This window comes from Pseudomonas sp. Irchel s3b2, assembly GCF_900187445.1.
Lineage (GTDB): Bacteria > Pseudomonadota > Gammaproteobacteria > Pseudomonadales > Pseudomonadaceae > Aquipseudomonas.
In genome coordinates this window covers 327230-345733 of the sequence record NZ_FYEB01000005.1, presented here as the reverse complement: position 1 = coordinate 345733, position 18504 = coordinate 327230, and the positions used below count along the sequence as shown (strand labels likewise).

The 18504-nt window shown below is 49.3% G+C and carries 17 protein-coding genes and 1 pseudogene; 11 read left to right on the top strand and 7 right to left on the bottom strand.

The window, feature by feature from the left end:
• Positions 1-5 precede the first annotated feature (5 nt).
• Both CKW20_RS14980 and CKW20_RS14975 read right to left on the bottom strand, forming a co-directional pair.
• Entirely contained in the window at positions 6-269 is a 264-nt protein-coding gene (locus tag CKW20_RS14980; RefSeq protein ID WP_095053597.1) for a PepSY domain-containing protein, read from the bottom strand.
• Positions 270-541: 272 nt separating this feature from the next.
• A complete protein-coding gene (locus CKW20_RS14975) occupies positions 542-2665 on the bottom strand; it encodes a TonB-dependent siderophore receptor (protein ID WP_095053596.1) in 2124 nt (707 codons plus the stop codon).
• Between the two features lie 194 nt (positions 2666-2859).
• Between CKW20_RS14975 and CKW20_RS14970 the strand changes: the two are divergent.
• Positions 2860-3021: pseudogene (locus CKW20_RS14970) on the top strand (MFS transporter); the annotation flags it as partial.
• A gap of 147 nt (positions 3022-3168) precedes the next feature.
• On the opposite strand, the gene CKW20_RS29590 reads toward CKW20_RS14970, so the two are convergent.
• Positions 3169-3306 carry a hypothetical protein gene (locus CKW20_RS29590; protein ID WP_176466901.1) on the bottom strand — a complete coding sequence of 46 codons (138 nt, stop codon included), beginning with the start codon at positions 3304-3306 and terminating at the stop codon, positions 3169-3171.
• Positions 3307-3361: 55 nt separating this feature from the next.
• On the opposite strand from CKW20_RS29590, the gene CKW20_RS14965 reads away from it, so the two are divergent.
• Together CKW20_RS14965 and CKW20_RS14960 are read left to right on the top strand one after the other, a co-directional pair.
• A complete protein-coding gene (locus CKW20_RS14965; RefSeq protein WP_095053595.1) occupies positions 3362-3961 on the top strand; it encodes a trypsin-like peptidase domain-containing protein in 600 nt (199 codons plus the stop codon).
• A gap of 203 nt (positions 3962-4164) precedes the next feature.
• Entirely contained in the window at positions 4165-5067 is a 903-nt protein-coding gene (locus CKW20_RS14960; protein WP_095053594.1) for a universal stress protein, read from the top strand.
• Here CKW20_RS14960 and CKW20_RS14955 read toward each other — a convergent pair.
• Positions 5061-5477, bottom strand: coding sequence for a hypothetical protein (locus CKW20_RS14955; protein WP_095053593.1), 417 nt, complete (start codon positions 5475-5477; stop codon positions 5061-5063). The genes CKW20_RS14960 and CKW20_RS14955 overlap by 7 nt on opposite strands.
• 336 nt (positions 5478-5813) lie before the next feature.
• On the opposite strand from CKW20_RS14955, the gene CKW20_RS14950 reads away from it, so the two are divergent.
• Positions 5814-6650: an undecaprenyl-diphosphate phosphatase gene (locus CKW20_RS14950; protein WP_095053592.1), complete on the top strand. Its 837-nt coding sequence runs from the start codon at positions 5814-5816 to the stop codon at positions 6648-6650.
• A 111-nt stretch (positions 6651-6761) separates the two neighbouring features.
• Here the strand turns inward: CKW20_RS14950 and rfaH are convergent, their stop codons facing one another.
• The 3 genes from rfaH to galU form a co-directional block, all read right to left on the bottom strand.
• Positions 6762-7268, bottom strand: a complete 507-nt coding sequence (rfaH, locus tag CKW20_RS14945; RefSeq protein WP_095053591.1) for a transcription/translation regulatory transformer protein RfaH — start codon at positions 7266-7268, stop codon at positions 6762-6764.
• Positions 7265-7696, bottom strand: a complete 432-nt coding sequence (locus CKW20_RS14940; protein WP_095053590.1) for a phosphomannomutase — start codon at positions 7694-7696, stop codon at positions 7265-7267. The genes rfaH and CKW20_RS14940 overlap by 4 nt, the downstream gene beginning before the upstream one ends.
• A 76-nt stretch (positions 7697-7772) precedes the next feature.
• Entirely contained in the window at positions 7773-8606 is an 834-nt protein-coding gene (galU, locus tag CKW20_RS14935) for a UTP--glucose-1-phosphate uridylyltransferase GalU (protein WP_095053589.1), read from the bottom strand.
• Positions 8607-9209: 603 nt separating this feature from the next.
• Between galU and CKW20_RS14930 the strand changes: the two genes are divergently transcribed.
• From CKW20_RS14930 to CKW20_RS14900, 7 genes are all read left to right on the top strand, one after another.
• A complete protein-coding gene (locus CKW20_RS14930; RefSeq protein ID WP_095053588.1) occupies positions 9210-9704 on the top strand; it encodes a low molecular weight protein-tyrosine-phosphatase in 495 nt (164 codons plus the stop codon).
• A 45-nt stretch (positions 9705-9749) separates the two neighbouring features.
• Positions 9750-11975: a polysaccharide biosynthesis tyrosine autokinase gene (locus CKW20_RS14925; RefSeq protein WP_095053587.1), complete on the top strand. Its 2226-nt coding sequence runs from the start codon at positions 9750-9752 to the stop codon at positions 11973-11975.
• A gap of 311 nt (positions 11976-12286) precedes the next feature.
• Positions 12287-13609, top strand: coding sequence for a UDP-glucose/GDP-mannose dehydrogenase family protein (locus tag CKW20_RS14920; protein WP_095053586.1), 1323 nt, complete (start codon positions 12287-12289; stop codon positions 13607-13609).
• Positions 13610-13858: 249 nt separating this feature from the next.
• Positions 13859-15115, top strand: coding sequence for a hypothetical protein (locus CKW20_RS14915; RefSeq protein WP_095053585.1), 1257 nt, complete (start codon positions 13859-13861; stop codon positions 15113-15115).
• 7 nt (positions 15116-15122) lie between these two features.
• Positions 15123-16313 (top strand): polysaccharide pyruvyl transferase family protein, encoded by a 1191-nt coding sequence (locus CKW20_RS14910; protein ID WP_176466900.1) that lies wholly within the window; start codon positions 15123-15125, stop codon positions 16311-16313.
• Positions 16310-17659 (top strand): hypothetical protein, encoded by a 1350-nt coding sequence (locus CKW20_RS14905; RefSeq protein ID WP_095053583.1) that lies wholly within the window; start codon positions 16310-16312, stop codon positions 17657-17659. Before CKW20_RS14910 ends, CKW20_RS14905 begins: the two co-directional genes overlap by 4 nt.
• Positions 17656-18504 (top strand): glycosyltransferase, encoded by an 849-nt coding sequence (locus CKW20_RS14900; RefSeq protein WP_095053582.1) that lies wholly within the window; start codon positions 17656-17658, stop codon positions 18502-18504. Before CKW20_RS14905 ends, CKW20_RS14900 begins: the two co-directional genes overlap by 4 nt.

The window sequence follows — 18504 nt, the reverse complement described above, 5'->3', positions numbered from 1 at the left end:
GGACCTTATTCGATCTCTTCTTTCACGACTTTGCCGCTGACCGGGTCAAAGTAGATTTCGACTTTGCGCTTGTCTTTGTCAAAGCCGTAGATCTCGTAGCAATTGCCGCCAGTGACTTTGAACTTCTTGATGTCGTAGCCCTTGGCCTTGAGATCTTCCTGAAACTTGGCCTGGTCCTGCCATTGGGCCTTGTCGGTTTTGGTGCATTCAGGGCCGGCGAAGGCCAAGGGGGAGGCGGCAAGAAGGGAGAGCAACAGAAGTTTACGCATGGGTTTTCCTCGAAATATTGTTGTTGTCCGACAACGCGAGAGATTCTCAATCAGTCTCGCGCGCTGAAGATTAAATGAGCTTTTGATCGTTGTCACGATGTTGCGGGCTACAACAAACTCCCTGGACTGCCGGAACTTGTAGGAGCGGGCTTGCCCAATGCCAGTCAGCTAAGCCACGGAACCCTGTAGGAGCGAGCTTGCTCGCGAAAGCGGTATATCAGGCGACATCAATGTTGGCTGTACCGCCGTCTTCGCGAGCAAGCTCGCTCCTACTAAAAGCGGTAGTTGGTACTCAGCTCCAAAGTTCGTGGTGCTCCGGGAGTGATCAGATCCACTGAGCCATGGGCCGAGGCGTAATAGTCCTTGTCGAATACATTGCGCAAACGCAGTGCCATGTCCCATTTCGGCAAGTTATAGAGCAACGCCGCGTCCACGGTGGTGTAAGCGGGCATGACCACTTGGTTATCCAGGGCGGTGTAACGATCGTCGACATAGTTTGCCCCCATGCCCACGCGCCAGGTGTTGGTCAGCGAGCGCACCAGCCAGAGGTTGGCACTGTGACGCGGGGTCAGGGTGGGTGTCTGGCCTTCATTAGCGACGCCATTGGTTCGGTTGTTGGACTTGATGATCTCGGCATCCAGATAGGCATAACCGGCATAGACCTGCCACTTGTCACTCAACTGCCCGCTGGCGGTCAATTCAAGACCGTCGGTGCGCTGCTCGCCCGACAGGACCAGTTTGGTCGGGTTCGCCGGATCGGTCGTTTTCATGTTGGTGCGTTCCAGACGGAACAGCGCCGCCGTCAACGCCAGGCGATTGTCGAGCAGGTCCCACTTGCCGCCGATCTCGAAGTTGGTGGTTTGCTCCGGCTCGAGGTCCTGGTTGGTAGTGCTCAGGGCGAAGACTTCGGAGGAGGGTTGGTAAGAACGACTCACCGAAATGTAGTAGGACTGAACCTGATCAGGCTGGTAGACCAGGCCTGCGCGCGGGCTCCAGGTATTATCGGTTCGGGACATTGAGGCACCCGTCAGATCATCCGAGTATTCCTGATCGAACACGTCATAACGCACGCCCAGCAGTGCTTTCCACTGCGGGGTCAGCTCAATCAGATCCTGGACGTAGAAACCCGCCGTGTCCTGGGTAGTGGTGCCCTTGGCAGTTTGCCGGTTGGCCTGGAACCGCACGTCGACCAGGCCATCGCGGTACACCGGGACCCGCGCTACGTTGCTTTGGCTGAAGACGGATTGATCCTTGATCTGACGCCCCAGTTCCACGCCATAGAGCAGGTTATGGTTCATCCCTACAAGCGTGGCCTGTTGCTTCAGTTCGGTCTGGTTGAACCAGCCGTCTTCCTTGCGCTGCACATTGCCGCGGTTCAGTTTCACCAGCAGCTCGCCGTTGGGGGCGGTGACGAAACGTGTCGGGCTAGAGTCGGCGAGTGTGTTGTTGCGATCCAGATCGTAGTGGTAGTAGCGGCTGGTGTTGCTCAAGGTGAAGTCGTCGTTGATGCGGTAGTCGACGCCAGCCGTGAACGAAAACACTTCGCTGCGGGTGTAATCGTCATCCGGGTCGGCGGAACCGAAGCGCTTGTCCCGATCGACATCGACCGGGCGATCGCCCCGCGCGGGAATGCCGAAGTCGATCAAGCGTTTGTCGTAGAGGTACGTGGCCCCTAGGTTCAACTCAAGATCGTCGGAGAGTTTGAAGTAGGCCGAAGGCGCAATGGCCTTACGATCGATATAGCCGTCATCGCGGAAGGTGTCGCTGTTCTCCAGCGCACCGGTCACCCGGAATGCCTTGTCGTTTTGCTGCTGATCGGCCCAGCCAGCATCGAACTGTGTACGCTTTTTACCCTCGCTGTCGAAGCTGACACCCACTTCCTGTTTGGGAGTGAAGTTGGGTTTCTTGCTGATGCTATTGATCAGGCCACCGGATGAGCCGCGGCCATAGAGCACCGCTGCCGGTCCCTTGATCACTTCCACGCGCTCGACGTTGGACAGATCGCGGAAGTACAGCGCGTCATCACGAACGCCATCGACGTACATGTCGCCGATGGCACTGAAGCCGCGAATGGTGACCTGGTCGCGCTGGCCATCGCCGTTGGAAAGACCGATGCCTGGGACGTTCTTCAACACGTCTTCCATCGACTGCGCGCCCTGATCCTTGATCACGCTCTGGGGGATCACGTTCACCGTTTGCGGGATATCCCGTAGCGGGGCGTCGATTTTCAGCGCACTGCGGCTGTCATTCGGCTTGTAGCTCTGCTCACTGTAATCGCTGGTCACAGCGGTGGCAGGCAGGGCCAATGCCGATTGGGTTTCTGCCTGTAAATCAGGGACTGCAAAAAGCCCCAGCAGTGAGAGAGAGGCGGGGTAAATGCGCGGTAAAGCCACCATGAGCTCCTTTTTTAGTTATTGGTGCTAATGATAACGATTATCTTTTGTAAGTAAATAAATATCATTCGCGTGTAGGGTCGACACATTTGCCGTTGGCCCAAACATGCGGAGCGGCGGGGCTGCTCGCCTTGATCGGTTTCAAGGGAGCACTGCTGATCATGGCAGGCGCCCTGGCGCTGATCTGGGTCAGCAGTTTTTACTACATGTCCAACGCCATGGGCCGTCTGTCGGCACCGTGCTCTCTGGCTGGATTTATCAGGCTTTCGGGTTGGGGGCGTGTTTATGGATATCCAGCATTTGTTATTTTCGCAGCGCTGATTTCTGGGGCGTTACTCAGACATACCAAAGCGATTTAAATTGCCCTGAAAGCCGCTGTTTCATGGGCTTTACATCAAGTAAGAAAGTTTAATGTCTAGTGTGCTTATTGTGTGAGTGTCATTTTTCAGGCGTCAAATAGTTGAAGTTTCTTATATGGATCGAAAAGTAATTAGTCTTAGCACAATTTATTCATACGCATTTATTAGAACTTCAGCCATAAATAACCAACCAAGCCGGGCTGCGAGGAAAACTGCACGAACCTGACGACTAAAAGATTCGCCACAATAAAAATCAAATCCTCCTAATAAGTCGGTGATCATCATGATTAAATTCATGACCTACTTTTTTATAGGAGCTGTTCTTGCAGGATGCAACGGTATGGTAAAACCCGACTTGTCGGGGCCTGCCAATGATTCATACTTTTCAGTCTTCTCGGGCTTTCCTTTGCCTTATCTGTACATGGCCTCGGCCGTGCAATGGAACGAAGACTATGCCGTCACCACTCGCCACACCCCCCTCATCCGCAACGTGAAATACAGCTGCAGCACTGGCTGTGACCTTGTCTTCATTCAGCACAAGGCCGACGGGCGTTACCCGTCATGGCGCGCACCGCGTGTGGGTGAACACATCACTGCCGTGGGGGCGAGCCCATACATGACCACCGTCAGCGGGCAAGGCAAGGTGTACCAGGCGCCTTTCATCAATAGCAATGAAGGCAGCGGCGAACGCTATGCCATTCATGATGCCCCGATAATAAAGGGAATGTCGGGTGGCCCCGTCATCGCCAATGACGGTAGCATTGTCGGTATCAATGTCGGTTTTTTCTCCACCTCTTTTAATAATGTGAGTTTTCACCCTGGGTTAAAGGGGGCTGAGAGAGTCAGCGTCTTTATCCCTTACTCGATCATTCAGCGTGAATGGGAGTTGATGCAGGTGAAACTTAACGATCCGCACGGCGCGAAGTACGCGAAGAAGTAACGTTGAATTGTCGTCAATCAATTGACCGTTGGGATGGGGTTCATCGTAGTAGGTACGATGAACCCATCGTGGCTGATTAGTTGAATCCAGGCGTATATTGATTGTGTCGATCCAGATCATTAAGGCGATAGCAGATCGCTGACGGTGCGACAGACGAAAAGCTGGGGGGCTAGCAGATATCCCAGAACGTTTGGAGGTGTGACATGAGCCAATATCAACGACTCCTTCTAATAGCCGGTCCTACCATGCGTCATACGCCGGCGCTGCAGCGGGCCGTCGCCATTGCCGAAGCCACCGGTGCAGCGCTGCATATCATGGTGGTTATCGAAGACTTCAACCTCTTGGGTTTGATACACGCCAGTGCGCGGTTTCGTGAGGCTTGTCAGCAAGAGAACGAAAAATGGCTCAAGGATGAAGCCGATCTGATCCGCGGCCGCGGAATCAACTTAAGCACCGAGGTACTTTTCACTCGCGACGCGCTGAAAGAAATCCTTCAGCACGTGACAAGCTTGCAGCCGGACCTGGTGATCAAGGACGTGCAGCATGAGTCCGCGCTCAAACGCGTGTTCATCACCCCTCTGGATTGGCATCTGCTGCGCGAATGTCCGGTGCCCGTCCATCTGGTCAGCGAAGTCGGCTGCCCACTTCCGCGCGTGATTGTGGCGGCAGTCGATCCGTCGCACCCAGAGACTCAGATCACTGGAATCAACGACCTGATCATCCAGGCTGCGAATGAATTGGCAACGCAATGCAATGCAGAAATGCATCTGCTGTATGCCTACGATCTGGCGCAGACGCACATGTCCGATGCGGGCGCGGGTGCAGTGACAATGCCTGGCTTCAGCAGCGACGTGCGCAAGTCCTTGCACAAGTCATTCATCGCATTGGCCGATCACTACAGCATACCCACCGAGCGGCAACACTTCGTTGCAGGACCGCCTGGTAAAGCGCTGGCCGATTTTGCAGCGCATCACCGGGCTGACGTGATCGTCATGGGAAATACGCATCGCAAGGGATTGGACAAGTGGGTGGGCAGTACCACGGAGCATGTTCTGTATCGGGTGCCCTGCAACATTCTCGCCGTCGCCGGGCAAGCGGATCAATGAATGGATCCGTTGTTAAATGATCTGGAAAGGGGATCTCGGCGGCCGGCTCGGGATTTTTTCAGGGCGCGCGCCGAGATATCCCGGTAGGTGTCACTGTCGGTCGCCGCGAGCAGCTTTGCACCGTCCTTCATTGTGGCCATAAAGGTGACCTCGGTGTTTTTGCCAGCAAGCAGATAGCCGGCGATGGCCCCGACGGGACCGAGTAACATGGCACCCGCGAGACCCAGGCCTATGGCGGTCTTTATATTCTTGTTGGATTCAGTGTTCTGAACGGTTAGATCTTTAAACTCCGAGACCGGGAAGCTTGCTCCAAGCCGGGGTTTGAGGGACGTCTTGAGGGTGAGGGTTCCAAGGTGATATTCCCCATCGCCCTGCGGGAAGTCACCGGCGAGTACTATGATCTTTGCCATATGGAGTTTTCTCTTGGACGATCATTTTTGGGTAGAACATTGCGCGCGCCCGAAGCCGAAACGTCAACGATCCGACGATGAGTGGCATCCATGAATTCGCGATATACAAGTGCCAGTTCTGCAAAAGAATTTCATTATCAGGCGCTCCTCGGAGCGCAGGCCATTTGCAGGAGAGCGGCCCCGGCGCTCCGACATGGACGTTTTATAACGTTTAGCTAAAGCGGACAGAGAGTGCGCTTTAATCCTCTGCTGGTCCGACAGGTTTAATCGTGATCAGGATCAAATGTTCGGCATCATTAGCAGACCTTTCAGCCGAGAGGGTTTAACGGGGGATTAATGGACTTCTGGACCACCACACAGGTATCGATTCTAGGGTTGGTTGAAGGGCTCACAGAGTTTTTGCCCATCTCCAGCACGGGGCATCAGATCATTGCCGCGGACTTGCTCGACTTCGGCGGTGAGCGAGCGATGGCGTTCAATATCATCATTCAGTTGGGGGCCATTCTGGCGGTCGTCTGGGAGTTTCGTCGCAAGATTCTGGAGATCACTACCGGTTTGCCGACCCAGCGTAATGCGCAGCGCTTCACGCTGAATTTATTGATCGGTTTCTTGCCGGCAGTTGTTCTGGGTGTGATGTTCGCCGACAAGATCCATGAGTATCTTTTCAACCCGATCACCGTGGCCGTGGCGCTGGTGATTGGCGGAGTCATCATGTTGTGGGCCGAACAACGCGAGCATGTGGTGGTGATCGATCACGTTGACGAGATGCGCTGGACCGATGCCTTGAAAGTCGGTTGCGCACAGTGCCTGGCGATGATCCCCGGCACTTCGCGCTCGGGATCGACGATTATCGGCGGCTTGCTGTTTGGCCTGTCACGCAAGACGGCAACCGAGTTTTCGTTTTTCCTGGCAATGCCGACGATGGTGGGCGCCGCGGTGTACTCGGGCTATAAGTACCGCGACCTGTTCCAGTCCGCAGACTTGCCGGTGTTTGCCTTGGGGTTTGTCGCTGCATTTGTCTTTGCGATGATTGCCGTGCGCGGTTTGCTCAAGTTCATCGCCAACCACAGTTATGCGGTGTTTGCCTGGTACCGGATCGCGTTCGGTTTGCTGATTCTGGCGACGTGGTTTTTGGGCTGGGTCGACTGGAATCATCTCTCGGAAGGGGCATAGGTTTTGTAGGAGCCAGGCTTGCCGGCGAAGGCGTCCTTGAGATCGCCTTCGCCGGCAAGCCTGGCTCCTACGAAAAGCGGTTACATTAGGGCAATCCCACTCCTACAAAATTTAAAGCTTGTTAACCCCCGCCAATGGCAAGCTGATGCGCTGTTCACGCTGCAGGAAATTCATCATCAGCAGCACCCGTTCCTCGCCGTCCATGGCCAGGAACACCGCTTCGAGATCGGAAAACGGGCCTTCAGTAATGCGCACCGTATCCCCGTGCCTCAACAACGTTGTCACGATCGCCTGGCTGTCTCGCTCCTGGAGCTCGTCGATCAGCGCATCGCGGATCGGCAGTGGCTGACCGCCGAACCCAACGACGCGCGAAACGCCGCGGGTCGAGCGCAGCGGGCCCCAACTGTCCTGAAGGCTCAATTGAATAAACAGATAACCCGGAAACAGCGACTCGCTGATCACTCGACGCTGCCCGCGCAAAACGCGCTCACGCCGGTAGGTCGAGCGAAAACAGGCATAGCCCTGACGCTGTAGATGTTCTTCGGCGCGCTCATCCTGTTTGGGTTTGCACTGAAGCAGATACCAGGCTTTGTCGGCGTGTTCTGCAATCGCGTTCATTCGAATTCCCTCCCTGCATCGATTTGCCCCAGCAGTTCGGCGGTTTTGTGCTGCATGAGCACGCTGTCGCCGCGACTTTCCACGGTCAGGCAAGTCACGCAGCCATCGTCCAAAAGACGCAAGCTGAGACGCCAGTCGGCAAAGACCAGGTTCAGCCCATCGCTCTCGTCGATGTCGAGGGCATCGGCGACATAACGCTGCCTGATGCTCGCCAGCAACGCCGGACCATCCTTGACTTGACGGCGGATTTCCCCGGAGGAGGGGAAGGCGCCGATGCGCTCCACCAGCAGCACCGCTGGTTTCTGCACGCGAGGAAAAATCAGCTCCGACGCATAGGCGCGCACGATGAGGTACGCGAGGTTGTTCTTAAGGTCAGCGCCATACGGGCGGCGACTGTCACCTGCCTTGAAACCGCTCAATGTCTTCATAGAGGCTTCGTCCATAGGGAAATAAAGACCATAAAATCAATTCGATAACGCACACGTTTGTCAGGGTTCAGCGCCGTCACCAGGTGTTCTGATGCAGGTTCTCGAAACAGAAGTTGGTGGCTTCGATGTAACCTTCAGCGCCGCCGCAATCGAAGCGTTGGCCCTGGAACTTGTAAGCCAGCACGCAGCCATTTTGGGCCTGCTTCATCAAGGCGTCGGTGATCTGGATTTCACCGCCCTTGCCAGGCTCGGTGTCAGCGATCAGATCGAAGATATCGGGCGTCAGAATGTACCGGCCGATAATGGCCAGGTTGGATGGGGCGTCTTCCGGGCGGGGCTTTTCGACCATGCTGTTGACCCGGTAAATACCCTCACGAATCAGCTCGCCGGCAATTACGCCGTACTTCTGAGTCTGCTCACGGGGCACTTCCTGAATCGCCACGATCGAGCAGCGGAACTGCTGATAGAGCTTGATCATTTGCGCCAGTACGCCATCGCCCTCAAGGTTCAGGCACAGGTCGTCAGCCAACACCACGGCGAATGGTTCATCACCGATCAACGAACGACCGCTGAGAATCGCGTGACCCAGGCCCTTCATCTCTACCTGGCGAGTATAGGAAAAAGTGCAGGTATCGATCAGCTCTCGAGTGCCTTCCAGGTACCGCTCTTTATCGGTGCCACGAATCTGGTGTTCCAGCTCGAAGCTGACATCGAAATGATCCTCCAGTGCTCGCTTGCCCCGGCCGGTGACGATGGCCATATGTTGCAGACCGGCGTCGCGCGCTTCCTCGACGGCGTACTGGATCAGCGGCTTGTTGACGATCGGCAGCATCTCCTTCGGCATGGCTTTGGTAGCGGGCAAAAAACGGGTCCCATAGCCGGCAGCGGGGAATAGGCATTTACGAATCATGAAAGCGTCCTTGAAAGTAGACAGATGAATGGCTAATGGCAGTAGGAAAGGTTCGACTCATCGTGTCGAAACCGGTATCGCTGGAGAGTGCGGGCTCTAAATGGCCCGATTACTCGAGAAGCATGTTCGTAACCCTGCATGGGCAACGAAAGGTCTGTACGCCATGTTTCGCACAAGGCGCAGGCAGAGGGCAGATCTGCAGATCAGTTCGCCGGTGAGCAAGCCTGGTTGTTCCATGGCAGGTTTGCGATTCAACTGGCTATATATAACTTTGTTGTCCAACGCGTCCCTTAGCCAACGACTAGCCAAATATTTGGCGCGTACTGGCAATACACTAGCGGAACAGCTATACATAAGCCATTCGCTATTTCGGTGTAATTTAGATTGAACGGTCGCGGGAAGGCGGCAATTGTTAGAAATTGTCTGGATAAATTCATGAACTGTTATTTTCGGTATTAACGGGCGAAATGTTATTTTTTGTCTGAAGAAAAAGTTGGGGAGTGTTCAAACCTCATGGTAATAAATACGCACTGATTGTTTGAAAATTTCAGCTGCAGTCGCCGGGTTATAAATACCCGGATTCATTCGTAGTTTAAAGCTCTTATGTTCGGCAAGTGCTATGTCACCGCCAATGTTGACAAGACGGGGAATGTTATCTTGCTTAAAAGGGTTTTGATTGTCTGCGTCGGCAATATTTGCCGCAGTCCCACCGCGGAGCATCTGCTGCGCGGGGCACTCGTTCATTCCGATATTGAGGTCAGTTCGGCTGGCCTAGCTGCCTTGACGGGCAAACCCTTCGAGTCGACGGCACACGCAGTACTCACGGAGCACGGTCATCTGCCCCACGAGCACCGGGCCGTTCAGCTCACGTCTCAAGCCGTTAGTGATGCGGACTTGATTCTGGTGATGGAGCGCCGGCATGTCAGCGGGGTACTCAATATTGCCCCTGAAGCGCGAGGCAAAGTGTTGCTGCTGGGCAAGTGGCAAGACGATCGCGAAATCAGCGACCCCTACCGTCAAGGCAAACCTGCTTTTGTGCACGCTTATGCGTTGATCGAAGAAGCCGTACTCGCATGGGCACAGCGCCTGGCGCGCTGATGGCCACTCCTTTTTGAATCGTAATACAGGCAAAGAATCCGACTTATGCAGCAAGCACCGGTAGTCAACGTGCGGGACGACGACAATGACGAGATCGATCTTCTCGGCTTGTTTGGGACACTTATCGACCATAAATGGCTGATTGCCGCGGTTACCGGTGCCTTTATGGTGACTGGTGTAGCGGTCGCGGTGCTGGCGACGCCGGTATACCAGGCGAATGCGTTGTTGCAGGTTGAAGCGAAGAAGAACGATTTGTTGGGCTTCTCCGATGTCAGCAGCATGTTGGGAAAAGAGTCGCCTTCGGCGACCGAGATGGAGTTGATCAAGTCTCGTGCGGTGATTGGCAAGACGGTCGATAACCTGAAACTTGATATCGTCATGCAGCCGATGTACTTCCCAGTTGTTGGTGAGTTCCTGGCGCGTCGATTCAAGAATAGTAATCCCGGTGTAATAGCCGACTCCTTGTTGGGGTTGAACAGTTACGCCTGGGGAGGGGAGTCGCTGAAGATATTCAAACTGGATCTTCCCGACTCGCAACTGGGCAAGAATTTGACCCTGACCACGGGTGAAAATGGGCATTACACCCTGGTGGACGAAGATGACAACCTATTGGCAGCCAGCCAAACGGGTCAACTTTTCGAACAAAATGGCGTTGCGGTTCAGATCGAGGAAATGCACGCTAATCCGGGGACCCGTTTCAAAATCATCCGCAATTCTCGTCTGACCAGCATCCTCGACTACCAAGAGGATTTGGATGTATCCGAGCGAGGAAAAGAGTCGGGCATTATTGGGCTGGCTCTGGAAAGCACAGATCCGAATCAGGCCATTAAAACACTCAATGAAATCGCCGCTATTTATGTTCGGCAAAACGTAGAGCGCACTTCCGCTGAGGCAGCACAGAGCCTGGCGTTTCTCAAAGAGCAACTTCCGGTGGTCAAGAAGGACCTGGAGAAAGCCGGGAATGCCTTGAATGAATACCAGACGCGCAGCAAGTCCGTGGACATCACGCTCGAAACCAAAGCCATTCTCGATCAGATTGTCGGGCTCGATACCAGCATCTCCGAGTTGAAGCTGCAACAAGCCGAAATGGATCGCAAGTTCACCCGGCAACATCCCGCCTATCGCGCATTATTGACCCAGATCGGTGAGTTGAGCAGCAAGCAGAAAAGTTTGGCGAGCAAGGTGGAGGGCCTTCCCTCCACCCAACAAGAATTGCTGAACCTTACCCGGGATGTAGAAGTCGGTACGGCCATTTATACCCAACTGCTGAACAAGTCTCAGGAACTGGATGTGATGCGCGCAGGGACGGTCGGTAACGTGCGTCTGATCGACACCGCGGATGTCAATTTCCTCAAACCGGTCAAACCGAAAAAAGCCTTGATTGTACTGATCGCCACAATTCTTGGCGGCTTCCTGGCGGTGGCGCTGGTGCTGCTGCGCAAGGCGCTGAACCGGGGATTGGAAAGCCCGGAAGCCATCGAGCAACTTGGGTTGCCGGTGTACGCGTCGATTCCTTACAGCATTTTGCAGAAAACCGAAGAAGACAAAGTCTCCCGCGGACGAGGGCGTTCCGCAGGTTCTACTTTGCTGGCCATCAGTCATCCTACCGATCTGGCAATTGAGGCATTGCGCAGTTTGCGTACCAGTCTGCATTTCGCCATGCATGAGGCCGACAATAACCGCCTGATGATTTCCGGGCCTAGCCCTAAAGTGGGTAAAACGTTCGTATCGGTCAATCTCGCGGTGGTGATAGCACAAACCGGGTTACGGGTATTGTTGATCGACGTCGACATGCGCAAAGGCTACCTGCACAAAGTGTTAGGTACTTCTGCAGACAATGGGCTTTCCGATATCCTGGCCCGGCGCTGCGATGTGGCCACCGCTATCCATAAGACCGCAATCGACAACTTTGATTTTGTCAGTCGAGGCCAAATCCCGCCCAATCCTTCCGAGTTACTGATGCATGCCAATTTCAGCGCACTATTGGAGCAGGCGAGCAAGCAATACGATCTGGTGATTCTCGACACGCCGCCGCTACTGGCGGTGACAGATGCGGCGATTGTCGGACGCCAGTCCGGGACCAATCTGATTGTTACGCGCTATGGCCTGAACCCGGCGAAAGAAATCGAGTTGACGGTCCGTCGATTCTCTCAGAATGGTGTTGTCATTAAAGGTGCGATTTTTAACGGCGTGGAGAGAAAGGCCTCCAATAGATATGGCTACAGTGATTATGGTTATTACAACTATGCCTATGCCTCTGACAAAAGTTGATAAGTATTGAGTAAGAACGCGTCATAAATTCAGATTTTTGACGTCGTTACTGTTGTTATTTAGTGCTTATCGTTATTGCTACGCAGGATCATAAGCCAATAGGCATGATCAAACCGATATTTCATGGAAGCACTACGTCCTGAGGAAGATGACGAAAAATCCTGGGGCGGTAGCGTGTCTTATGCCGCCTCCTTCCTCATCGCTCATTCTTGTTGCCGAACTTTAAGGCTATCAAAGAGCCTAGGATCTCTTAGGCTTCCAAGTGGACGGCGTGCGCCAAAAAACCAACGTTTGTATCACAGGTAATCATCATGAAAGTCACTGTATTCGGAATTGGCTACGTAGGTCTTGTTCAAGGGGCAGTGCTAGCCGAGATTGGCCACGATGTAATTTGTGTGGACATAGATGAGCGAAAAGTAAAAAACCTGGAACAGGGAATTATTCCAATCTATGAACCTGGACTTGACGTATTAGTTAAAGAGAATTACACAGCTGGAAGATTGAAGTTCACTACTGATTCTGCATCAGCAGTGAAGCATGGAGAGGTTCAATTCATTGCTGTAGGTACACCTCCTGATGAAGATGGATCTGCGGACCTGAAATATGTACTGGCCGTTGCCGAAACGATAGCAAATAACATTGAAAGCAATTGTATTATCATTAACAAATCTACTGTACCTGTTGGGACAGCTGATAAAGTGAAGGACCGAGTGGCGAGCGTGCTTTCTCAGCGCGGCCGCACTGATCTCTCATTTGATGTTGCATCGAATCCAGAATTTTTAAAAGAAGGTTCTGCAGTATCTGACTGCATGCGTCCGGATCGGATAATTGTCGGGACCGAGCAAGCCAATACCGAAGCAGTCATACGTGATCTATATGCGCCATTTAATCGTAATCATGAAAAAATAATTGTCATGGATGTTCGCAGTGCTGAGCTGACGAAATATGCCGCCAACTGCATGCTTGCAACAAAAATCAGCTTTATGAATGAGATATCCAACCTCTCGGAGATGCTCGGAGCTGACATTGAAATGGTGCGTAAAGGTATCGGATCGGACCCGCGAATAGGCTACCACTTCATTTATGCTGGGGCTGGATACGGCGGCTCCTGCTTCCCAAAGGATGTGCAGGCTCTTATTAAGGCTTCGGAGCAATTGGATTTCGATGCGAAAGTTCTAAAATCTGTCGAATCACGAAATCACGAGCAAAAATCTGTTCTATCGAGAAAAATCCTAAAACATTACGACGGAAAAATTGAAGGTAAAGTTTTCGCGCTTTGGGGATTAAGTTTCAAACCAAATACGGATGATATGCGTGAAGCTCCAAGTCGAGTTCTAATCGAAGAACTCTGGAAACATGGAGCCCACGTGCGTGCATTTGATCCAGAAGCTATGGAAGAAACTCAGCGAATTTATGGGAATCATGAAAATCTGAGTCTCTGTGGCACCAAAGAGGAAACTTTAAAAGACAGCGATGCCCTCATAATTATAACGGAATGGCAAGCATTTAAAGCTCCAGATTTCGATAATATAATACAGAAGCTTCGCAATCCCGTAGTGTTTGATGGAAGAAACTTGTTTAATCCGAAAAAGATGCAAGATCTTGGGATCGAGTACTACTCAATCGGCAGATGAAGTAGCTACCTTTCGCTCATCCGACTACTGTCTAACACGCTATAGAGTCTTTTGATTGTCGCGATAATCGCTTATAAAAGACTCGCCTGTTAATAGGCGTTGTACGATGCGTGTCATTGGTCTGACCTGGTTCAGGAAACCCAGACATAGTTCTGGGTAGGTAGCCAACCTAATAGCTAGGTCATATAAGCTTTTTCAGAAAAAAGGTGGTTGTACTTTAATTTGTCGTAGAGAAAGCGAAAAGTCACGATGGGGTTATTTAAAAAAGTACTAAATACACAACTGGTCTCAGCAGCGCTCAGAGTGACAACTCTTGTTTGCAAGCTCGTTTTCGTAATTTATCTAGGTGGAAAGTTAAGCCTTTCCGATCTTGGAGACTACGGTCTAATTGCAGCTATGACCAGTTATTCAATTTATTTCATAGGACTTGAGGCTCACTCATATGTAAATAGGAAAGGGATAGGAGAGGATTCTAATAAATGGCGATCCCTGATTAATAACCAGCTTGGGCTATACCTATTTACATCATTAGTCTTTCTTGTGATAACCCTGCTGTTGAACCAACTGCACGCCATACAATTCAAATACATTTATTTTTTCTTGGGGATTACATTGGTTGAGCACTTCGGCCAAGAATCCTACAGGACATTAATTGCACTAAGAGATCAATTGGCTGCCAGCGTAAGTCTTTTTTTTCGCGCGGCATCTTGGGTAATAATAACGGTTCTTGTATTTCAGTTGGAAATATACAGGATTGAACTAACAGATATATTTTCTATGTGGTTTGCATTTGGTGTTGTCAGCACCATCGCTACATACATATATATATCAAAAAAGTACACCAATACTTGGTATTTTACTCCCAAGCTTGATTATCATTGGTCAGTGTCCGCGATAAAAACCGCTTTAATCTTTCTCATGGCAACACTAAGCCTTAGGCTAATGCAGGTTTTAGACAGAGTCATCATCAATGCTACATCCGACAAGGAAACGCTAGGGATCTATGTTTTTTATACTAGTCTAAGCTTGGCGGCGAGCGCTCTATATATGTTCTTTGGACCCAGCAGGATATATCCTGTCCTGGTAGCCCTTCATAAAGGGGATGACAAGGCGCAATTTAAACTCGTATCCAAAAAGCTCTTGCTTATATCTCTTCTCATGGGGGCTTTTTTTTGCTTGGCTATACCGTCATTTCTTGTAGTCGCTTCATTTTTTAGTAAGTCACAGCTATTCCATATACAGCAAAATCCGCTGTTATTGATATTGGTGTTAGCAGCCTTGCTAGCAAACGCAATAAACTTAGGCTATCAGTATATTCTCTACTGTAAAAATCTTGATAGAGTCATATTGTTATCCAACTGTATTGGGTTGTCCGCAAGTATTCTTTACTTGGCAATGGTTTATTGTATATATCAGGTTGATGCAATCAATGTAGCTGTCGCAGTGTTGTTGTTTTATCTCGCGAGCATAGCATTTAAAATTTTCATAAATAAGCAGACTCAATAGGATGCCCATGAAACAATATCAAATCGTAGGACCATTTGACAGATACAACTATGGAGACCTTTTGTTTCCGCTTATTCTGGAAAAAGCGCTGCAGTCTGAGTCCGGATCCATAGTAAATTACTACGGCTTAATTGATAGCGATCTATCCCAATATAGCGGAAAGCCGACCAGGTCAATTAAGGACTTATACCAACAGACTAAAAGCGGTGATCACGTCATCATCGCTGGGGGGGAGTCACTCTGCACTAGTTGGGCGGACCTTTACTCGTATTTGAGTCCGAAGTTTAATAAGGTTTACAAGTATAAGTTAGTTAGAGCAGTTGATAGAAGAACCATGCTCGTGTCAAAAATAGCGAAGCACCTGTGCGGTGGTTCTACCGATTTGCCGTTCTCATTTAGCTCTTCAGAGTTGAATATGAATATTGACATCTCTTTGAACTGTGTCGGTGGTGCTGCGATTGCATCGTGGACAGATACTAAGCGGAGATTCCTGAAGAAGAAAATACAGAACCATAAAGCTATAGGTGTTAGAGATCGTAAAACATTTAGCATACTATCGGAGAAGGGAGATTTACCTTCACTGAAATTGGTTCCTGACTCAGCCATTCTCATGGAAAGATTATTATCTGACGAAATGGAACAGAGAAAACACTCGTTCAGTCATTATAAATCTATTCAGAATGACTATATATTTTTCCAAGTGGGATGTGAAAAGACCGACGATCTAGACGAAGTGATATCTAATTTAGATTCCGTTTTGTCAAAAAGTAGTTTTGATTTGGTTCTTTGCCCAATCGGGCATGCATTAGGTCACGAAGACCTGTTGCCGTTGAAGACTATACGTAATGCATTAATTGGGAAGCATGGGGCTAGAATCATTCTGATCGAGCCGATTATAGATGTTTATGAAATAATGATGCTGATTTCTAAGTCCTCAATGTATATCGGAACAAGCCTGCACGGTACGATTACCTCATTGAGTTTTGGTGTTCCCTATATAACTTTCAATAAACAAATCAAAAAGCTGGAAGAGTATATTAAGACGTGGGGGGCTCCAGGTCTAACTACTCAATATGACGCAAGGGACATCTCTGTAGCCTTTGATAAAGTATCAGGCATTACAAAGCAATCTATATTGGAACACACTCGTCCACAAAAAGACCTGGTGACAGAGTTTATATCGGAACTGACCTCATGAGCATTGCTGCAGAATTTTTTTTTCTGCTAATGTTTTTTGCTGCCTCCGCGCTAATTCATTCAGAGAAAACAGCAAACAAGAAACTATTTTTGTCATTTTACGTTACTTATATATTTTTCTACGACTACATTAATTACTACTTGGGTTTGGCCTTCGGAGCAGACGTTATTGTTTTTAAGCTGGGTACGGAGTTTTTTCTATTATCCGCACTGCTTAAGATATTTCTTCATGGTCGTTTGAGAGTAAAGGCAATCAAACCTCTACTTGCATGTGCTTTACTTGTTTCGATTGCTGCAATCATTGGTCTGAGCAAAGGATACAATCTAAAGAGTATTTATATTGATTTCAGAAGTGCTTATCTTCCTATTATCTTTTCAGTAGTGTTGATTGAGGCTGGGGGGATTAAGGAGGTAAAGTTCGAGCATGTATTTAAGGTTTTGGTGCTTCTTACGTTATTTAACGGTGTGTACTCCATCTACGAGTATGTGACCTTCAATGGAAGCTACGAAAATATATGGAGATATCAATCTCTTCTTAGCTCAAAAATGGAGGTGAACAGTGATTACAATGAAGCTCAACTTGCTTACCAGATGGTCCGAGATGACAATCTAAGAGCCGCTGGTTTTTTAGTTTCTGCGTTGATAGCTGCGTACATATATGGGTTCATAGCGATACATTTAATTTGTAATATTCTTATTTTTAAGAAGTCCAGACGGGTTTTCTTGGATGGTATGCTTCTTGTTGCGTACATTGTTTTCTCCTATATAACGCAAGTGCGAACCAGCTTCTTGATGGTAGGTATTGCACTTCTATTTATATACTCATTGAGACTAGTGAAGTCAGGGAAAGCTAAACAGGCGGTGGCTATTGGTGCATCTGTCTCTCTGGTAACGGGGCTGTTTGTTTTTCTGTCTTCTAATGTCGGAGTTAAAGACGCGTCCTCACTTGGACGGATAGATCAATACAACACTTTCTTCTCTAATTTGACTTTGTTAGGGGGAGGCTTGGGTAGTTACCCTAGATCATTCGATTCTTTTTATATATATAGTATTTTGGAGCTGGGGATTTTCTCCTTACTTTTGTATTACACATTATTTAAAATGAGTGTTTCTCGGAAGAATCCTAGTCTTGAGCAAAAACGCTTTGGGATCTACACGCTTTTACAGTTTTCGTTATTTTTGTTTGTGTGCAGTTTTCAACACATATCGGGTTCTATGTACTATTTTTTAATTGTGTTTCTTCTCTCGTATAACCATTTGTCCACAGAGCGTAAGGAACATTATTTAAAGAATGACCTGCCATTCAAGGTGTCAAACCAAACTTCCTATGAGGTGCGCCATCAATGAATACTAGAATAAACTTCATAGTGGTTTTGTACTCTACTGAGCCAGAAAGCTCCAAAACTCTACGATCATTGAGTAATGTAGATTTTGCTAAGTATGGAATTGATGCTGCTTACTGTATTCAGGATAATTCGCTAAGCGGATTCGATTTAGGCTCGATCCAAAGAATGTTGGGTCCAGTTAATTATTATCATACTGGAGAAAACAAAAAGCTTTCCGCTGTATACAATGAGCTCATTAAGGATAATTGTAATTGTGATTACTACATAATATTGGACGATGATTCGGTTATAGATGATTCCTATTTGTTGAGTTTGCTTCCTTTTTTCAAGTCAAATGTAAAAGTAGCTGTCCCACTTATAAAGCACAATGGTGATTTAATTTCTCCAGGGCGAATCTCAGGGGTTCGAGGACACGCCCTCAGCGAATCTGACGTAGCTGTTGGGGTTGTAAAGTCATCTAACCTAGTAGCAATGATGAGTGGGACTGTTTTATCCAGAAGCATAGTCGAAGAATTAAGGTTCGACGAGAGATTGAATTTCTACGGTGTGGACACCAGGTTTTTTCTGTCATATTCAAAAATATATGATGTTATTTTTATCCTTAATACAACGTTGGAGCATGAGTCAGCGTTGCGCGATAATTTATCAGACTTTAACGCTTTGAAAAGAAGGCTGACCAATCTGATCTTATCTAAGGTTTACGTGTTTGATGATGTAAAATTTCATCGGATTAAAATTTCACTTTACGTGCTTGCATTCGTGTCCAAAAGAATTATTACAACAAGAAACTTGAACTACATTCTGTTATTGAAAACCATCCGATCAATCATGACCAAGGCAAATTAA

Excerpts from the sequence above, each read along its gene's own strand:
- CKW20_RS14930 (WP_095053588.1), top strand. The coding sequence starts at position 9,210 with ATGTTCGGCAAGTGCTATGTCACCGCCAATGTTGACAAGACGGGGAAT.
- CKW20_RS29590 (WP_176466901.1), bottom strand. The coding sequence starts at position 3,306 with ATGATGATCACCGACTTATTAGGAGGATTTGATTTTTATTGTGGCGAA.
- CKW20_RS14920 (WP_095053586.1), top strand. The coding sequence starts at position 12,287 with ATGAAAGTCACTGTATTCGGAATTGGCTACGTAGGTCTTGTTCAAGGG.
- CKW20_RS14905 (WP_095053583.1), top strand. The coding sequence starts at position 16,310 with ATGAGCATTGCTGCAGAATTTTTTTTTCTGCTAATGTTTTTTGCTGCC.
- CKW20_RS14955 (WP_095053593.1), bottom strand. The coding sequence starts at position 5,477 with ATGGCAAAGATCATAGTACTCGCCGGTGACTTCCCGCAGGGCGATGGG.
- CKW20_RS14940 (WP_095053590.1), bottom strand. The coding sequence starts at position 7,696 with ATGAAGACATTGAGCGGTTTCAAGGCAGGTGACAGTCGCCGCCCGTAT.
- CKW20_RS14915 (WP_095053585.1), top strand. The coding sequence starts at position 13,859 with ATGGGGTTATTTAAAAAAGTACTAAATACACAACTGGTCTCAGCAGCG.
- CKW20_RS14960 (WP_095053594.1), top strand. The coding sequence starts at position 4,165 with ATGAGCCAATATCAACGACTCCTTCTAATAGCCGGTCCTACCATGCGT.
- CKW20_RS14950 (WP_095053592.1), top strand. The coding sequence starts at position 5,814 with ATGGACTTCTGGACCACCACACAGGTATCGATTCTAGGGTTGGTTGAA.
- CKW20_RS14900 (WP_095053582.1), top strand. The coding sequence starts at position 17,656 with ATGAATACTAGAATAAACTTCATAGTGGTTTTGTACTCTACTGAGCCA.
- CKW20_RS14965 (WP_095053595.1), top strand. The coding sequence starts at position 3,362 with ATGGTAAAACCCGACTTGTCGGGGCCTGCCAATGATTCATACTTTTCA.
- galU (WP_095053589.1), bottom strand. The coding sequence starts at position 8,606 with ATGATTCGTAAATGCCTATTCCCCGCTGCCGGCTATGGGACCCGTTTT.
- rfaH (WP_095053591.1), bottom strand. The coding sequence starts at position 7,268 with ATGAACGCGATTGCAGAACACGCCGACAAAGCCTGGTATCTGCTTCAG.
- CKW20_RS14980 (WP_095053597.1), bottom strand. The coding sequence starts at position 269 with ATGCGTAAACTTCTGTTGCTCTCCCTTCTTGCCGCCTCCCCCTTGGCC.
- CKW20_RS14925 (WP_095053587.1), top strand. The coding sequence starts at position 9,750 with ATGCAGCAAGCACCGGTAGTCAACGTGCGGGACGACGACAATGACGAG.
- CKW20_RS14975 (WP_095053596.1), bottom strand. The coding sequence starts at position 2,665 with ATGGTGGCTTTACCGCGCATTTACCCCGCCTCTCTCTCACTGCTGGGG.
- CKW20_RS14910 (WP_176466900.1), top strand. The coding sequence starts at position 15,123 with ATGAAACAATATCAAATCGTAGGACCATTTGACAGATACAACTATGGA.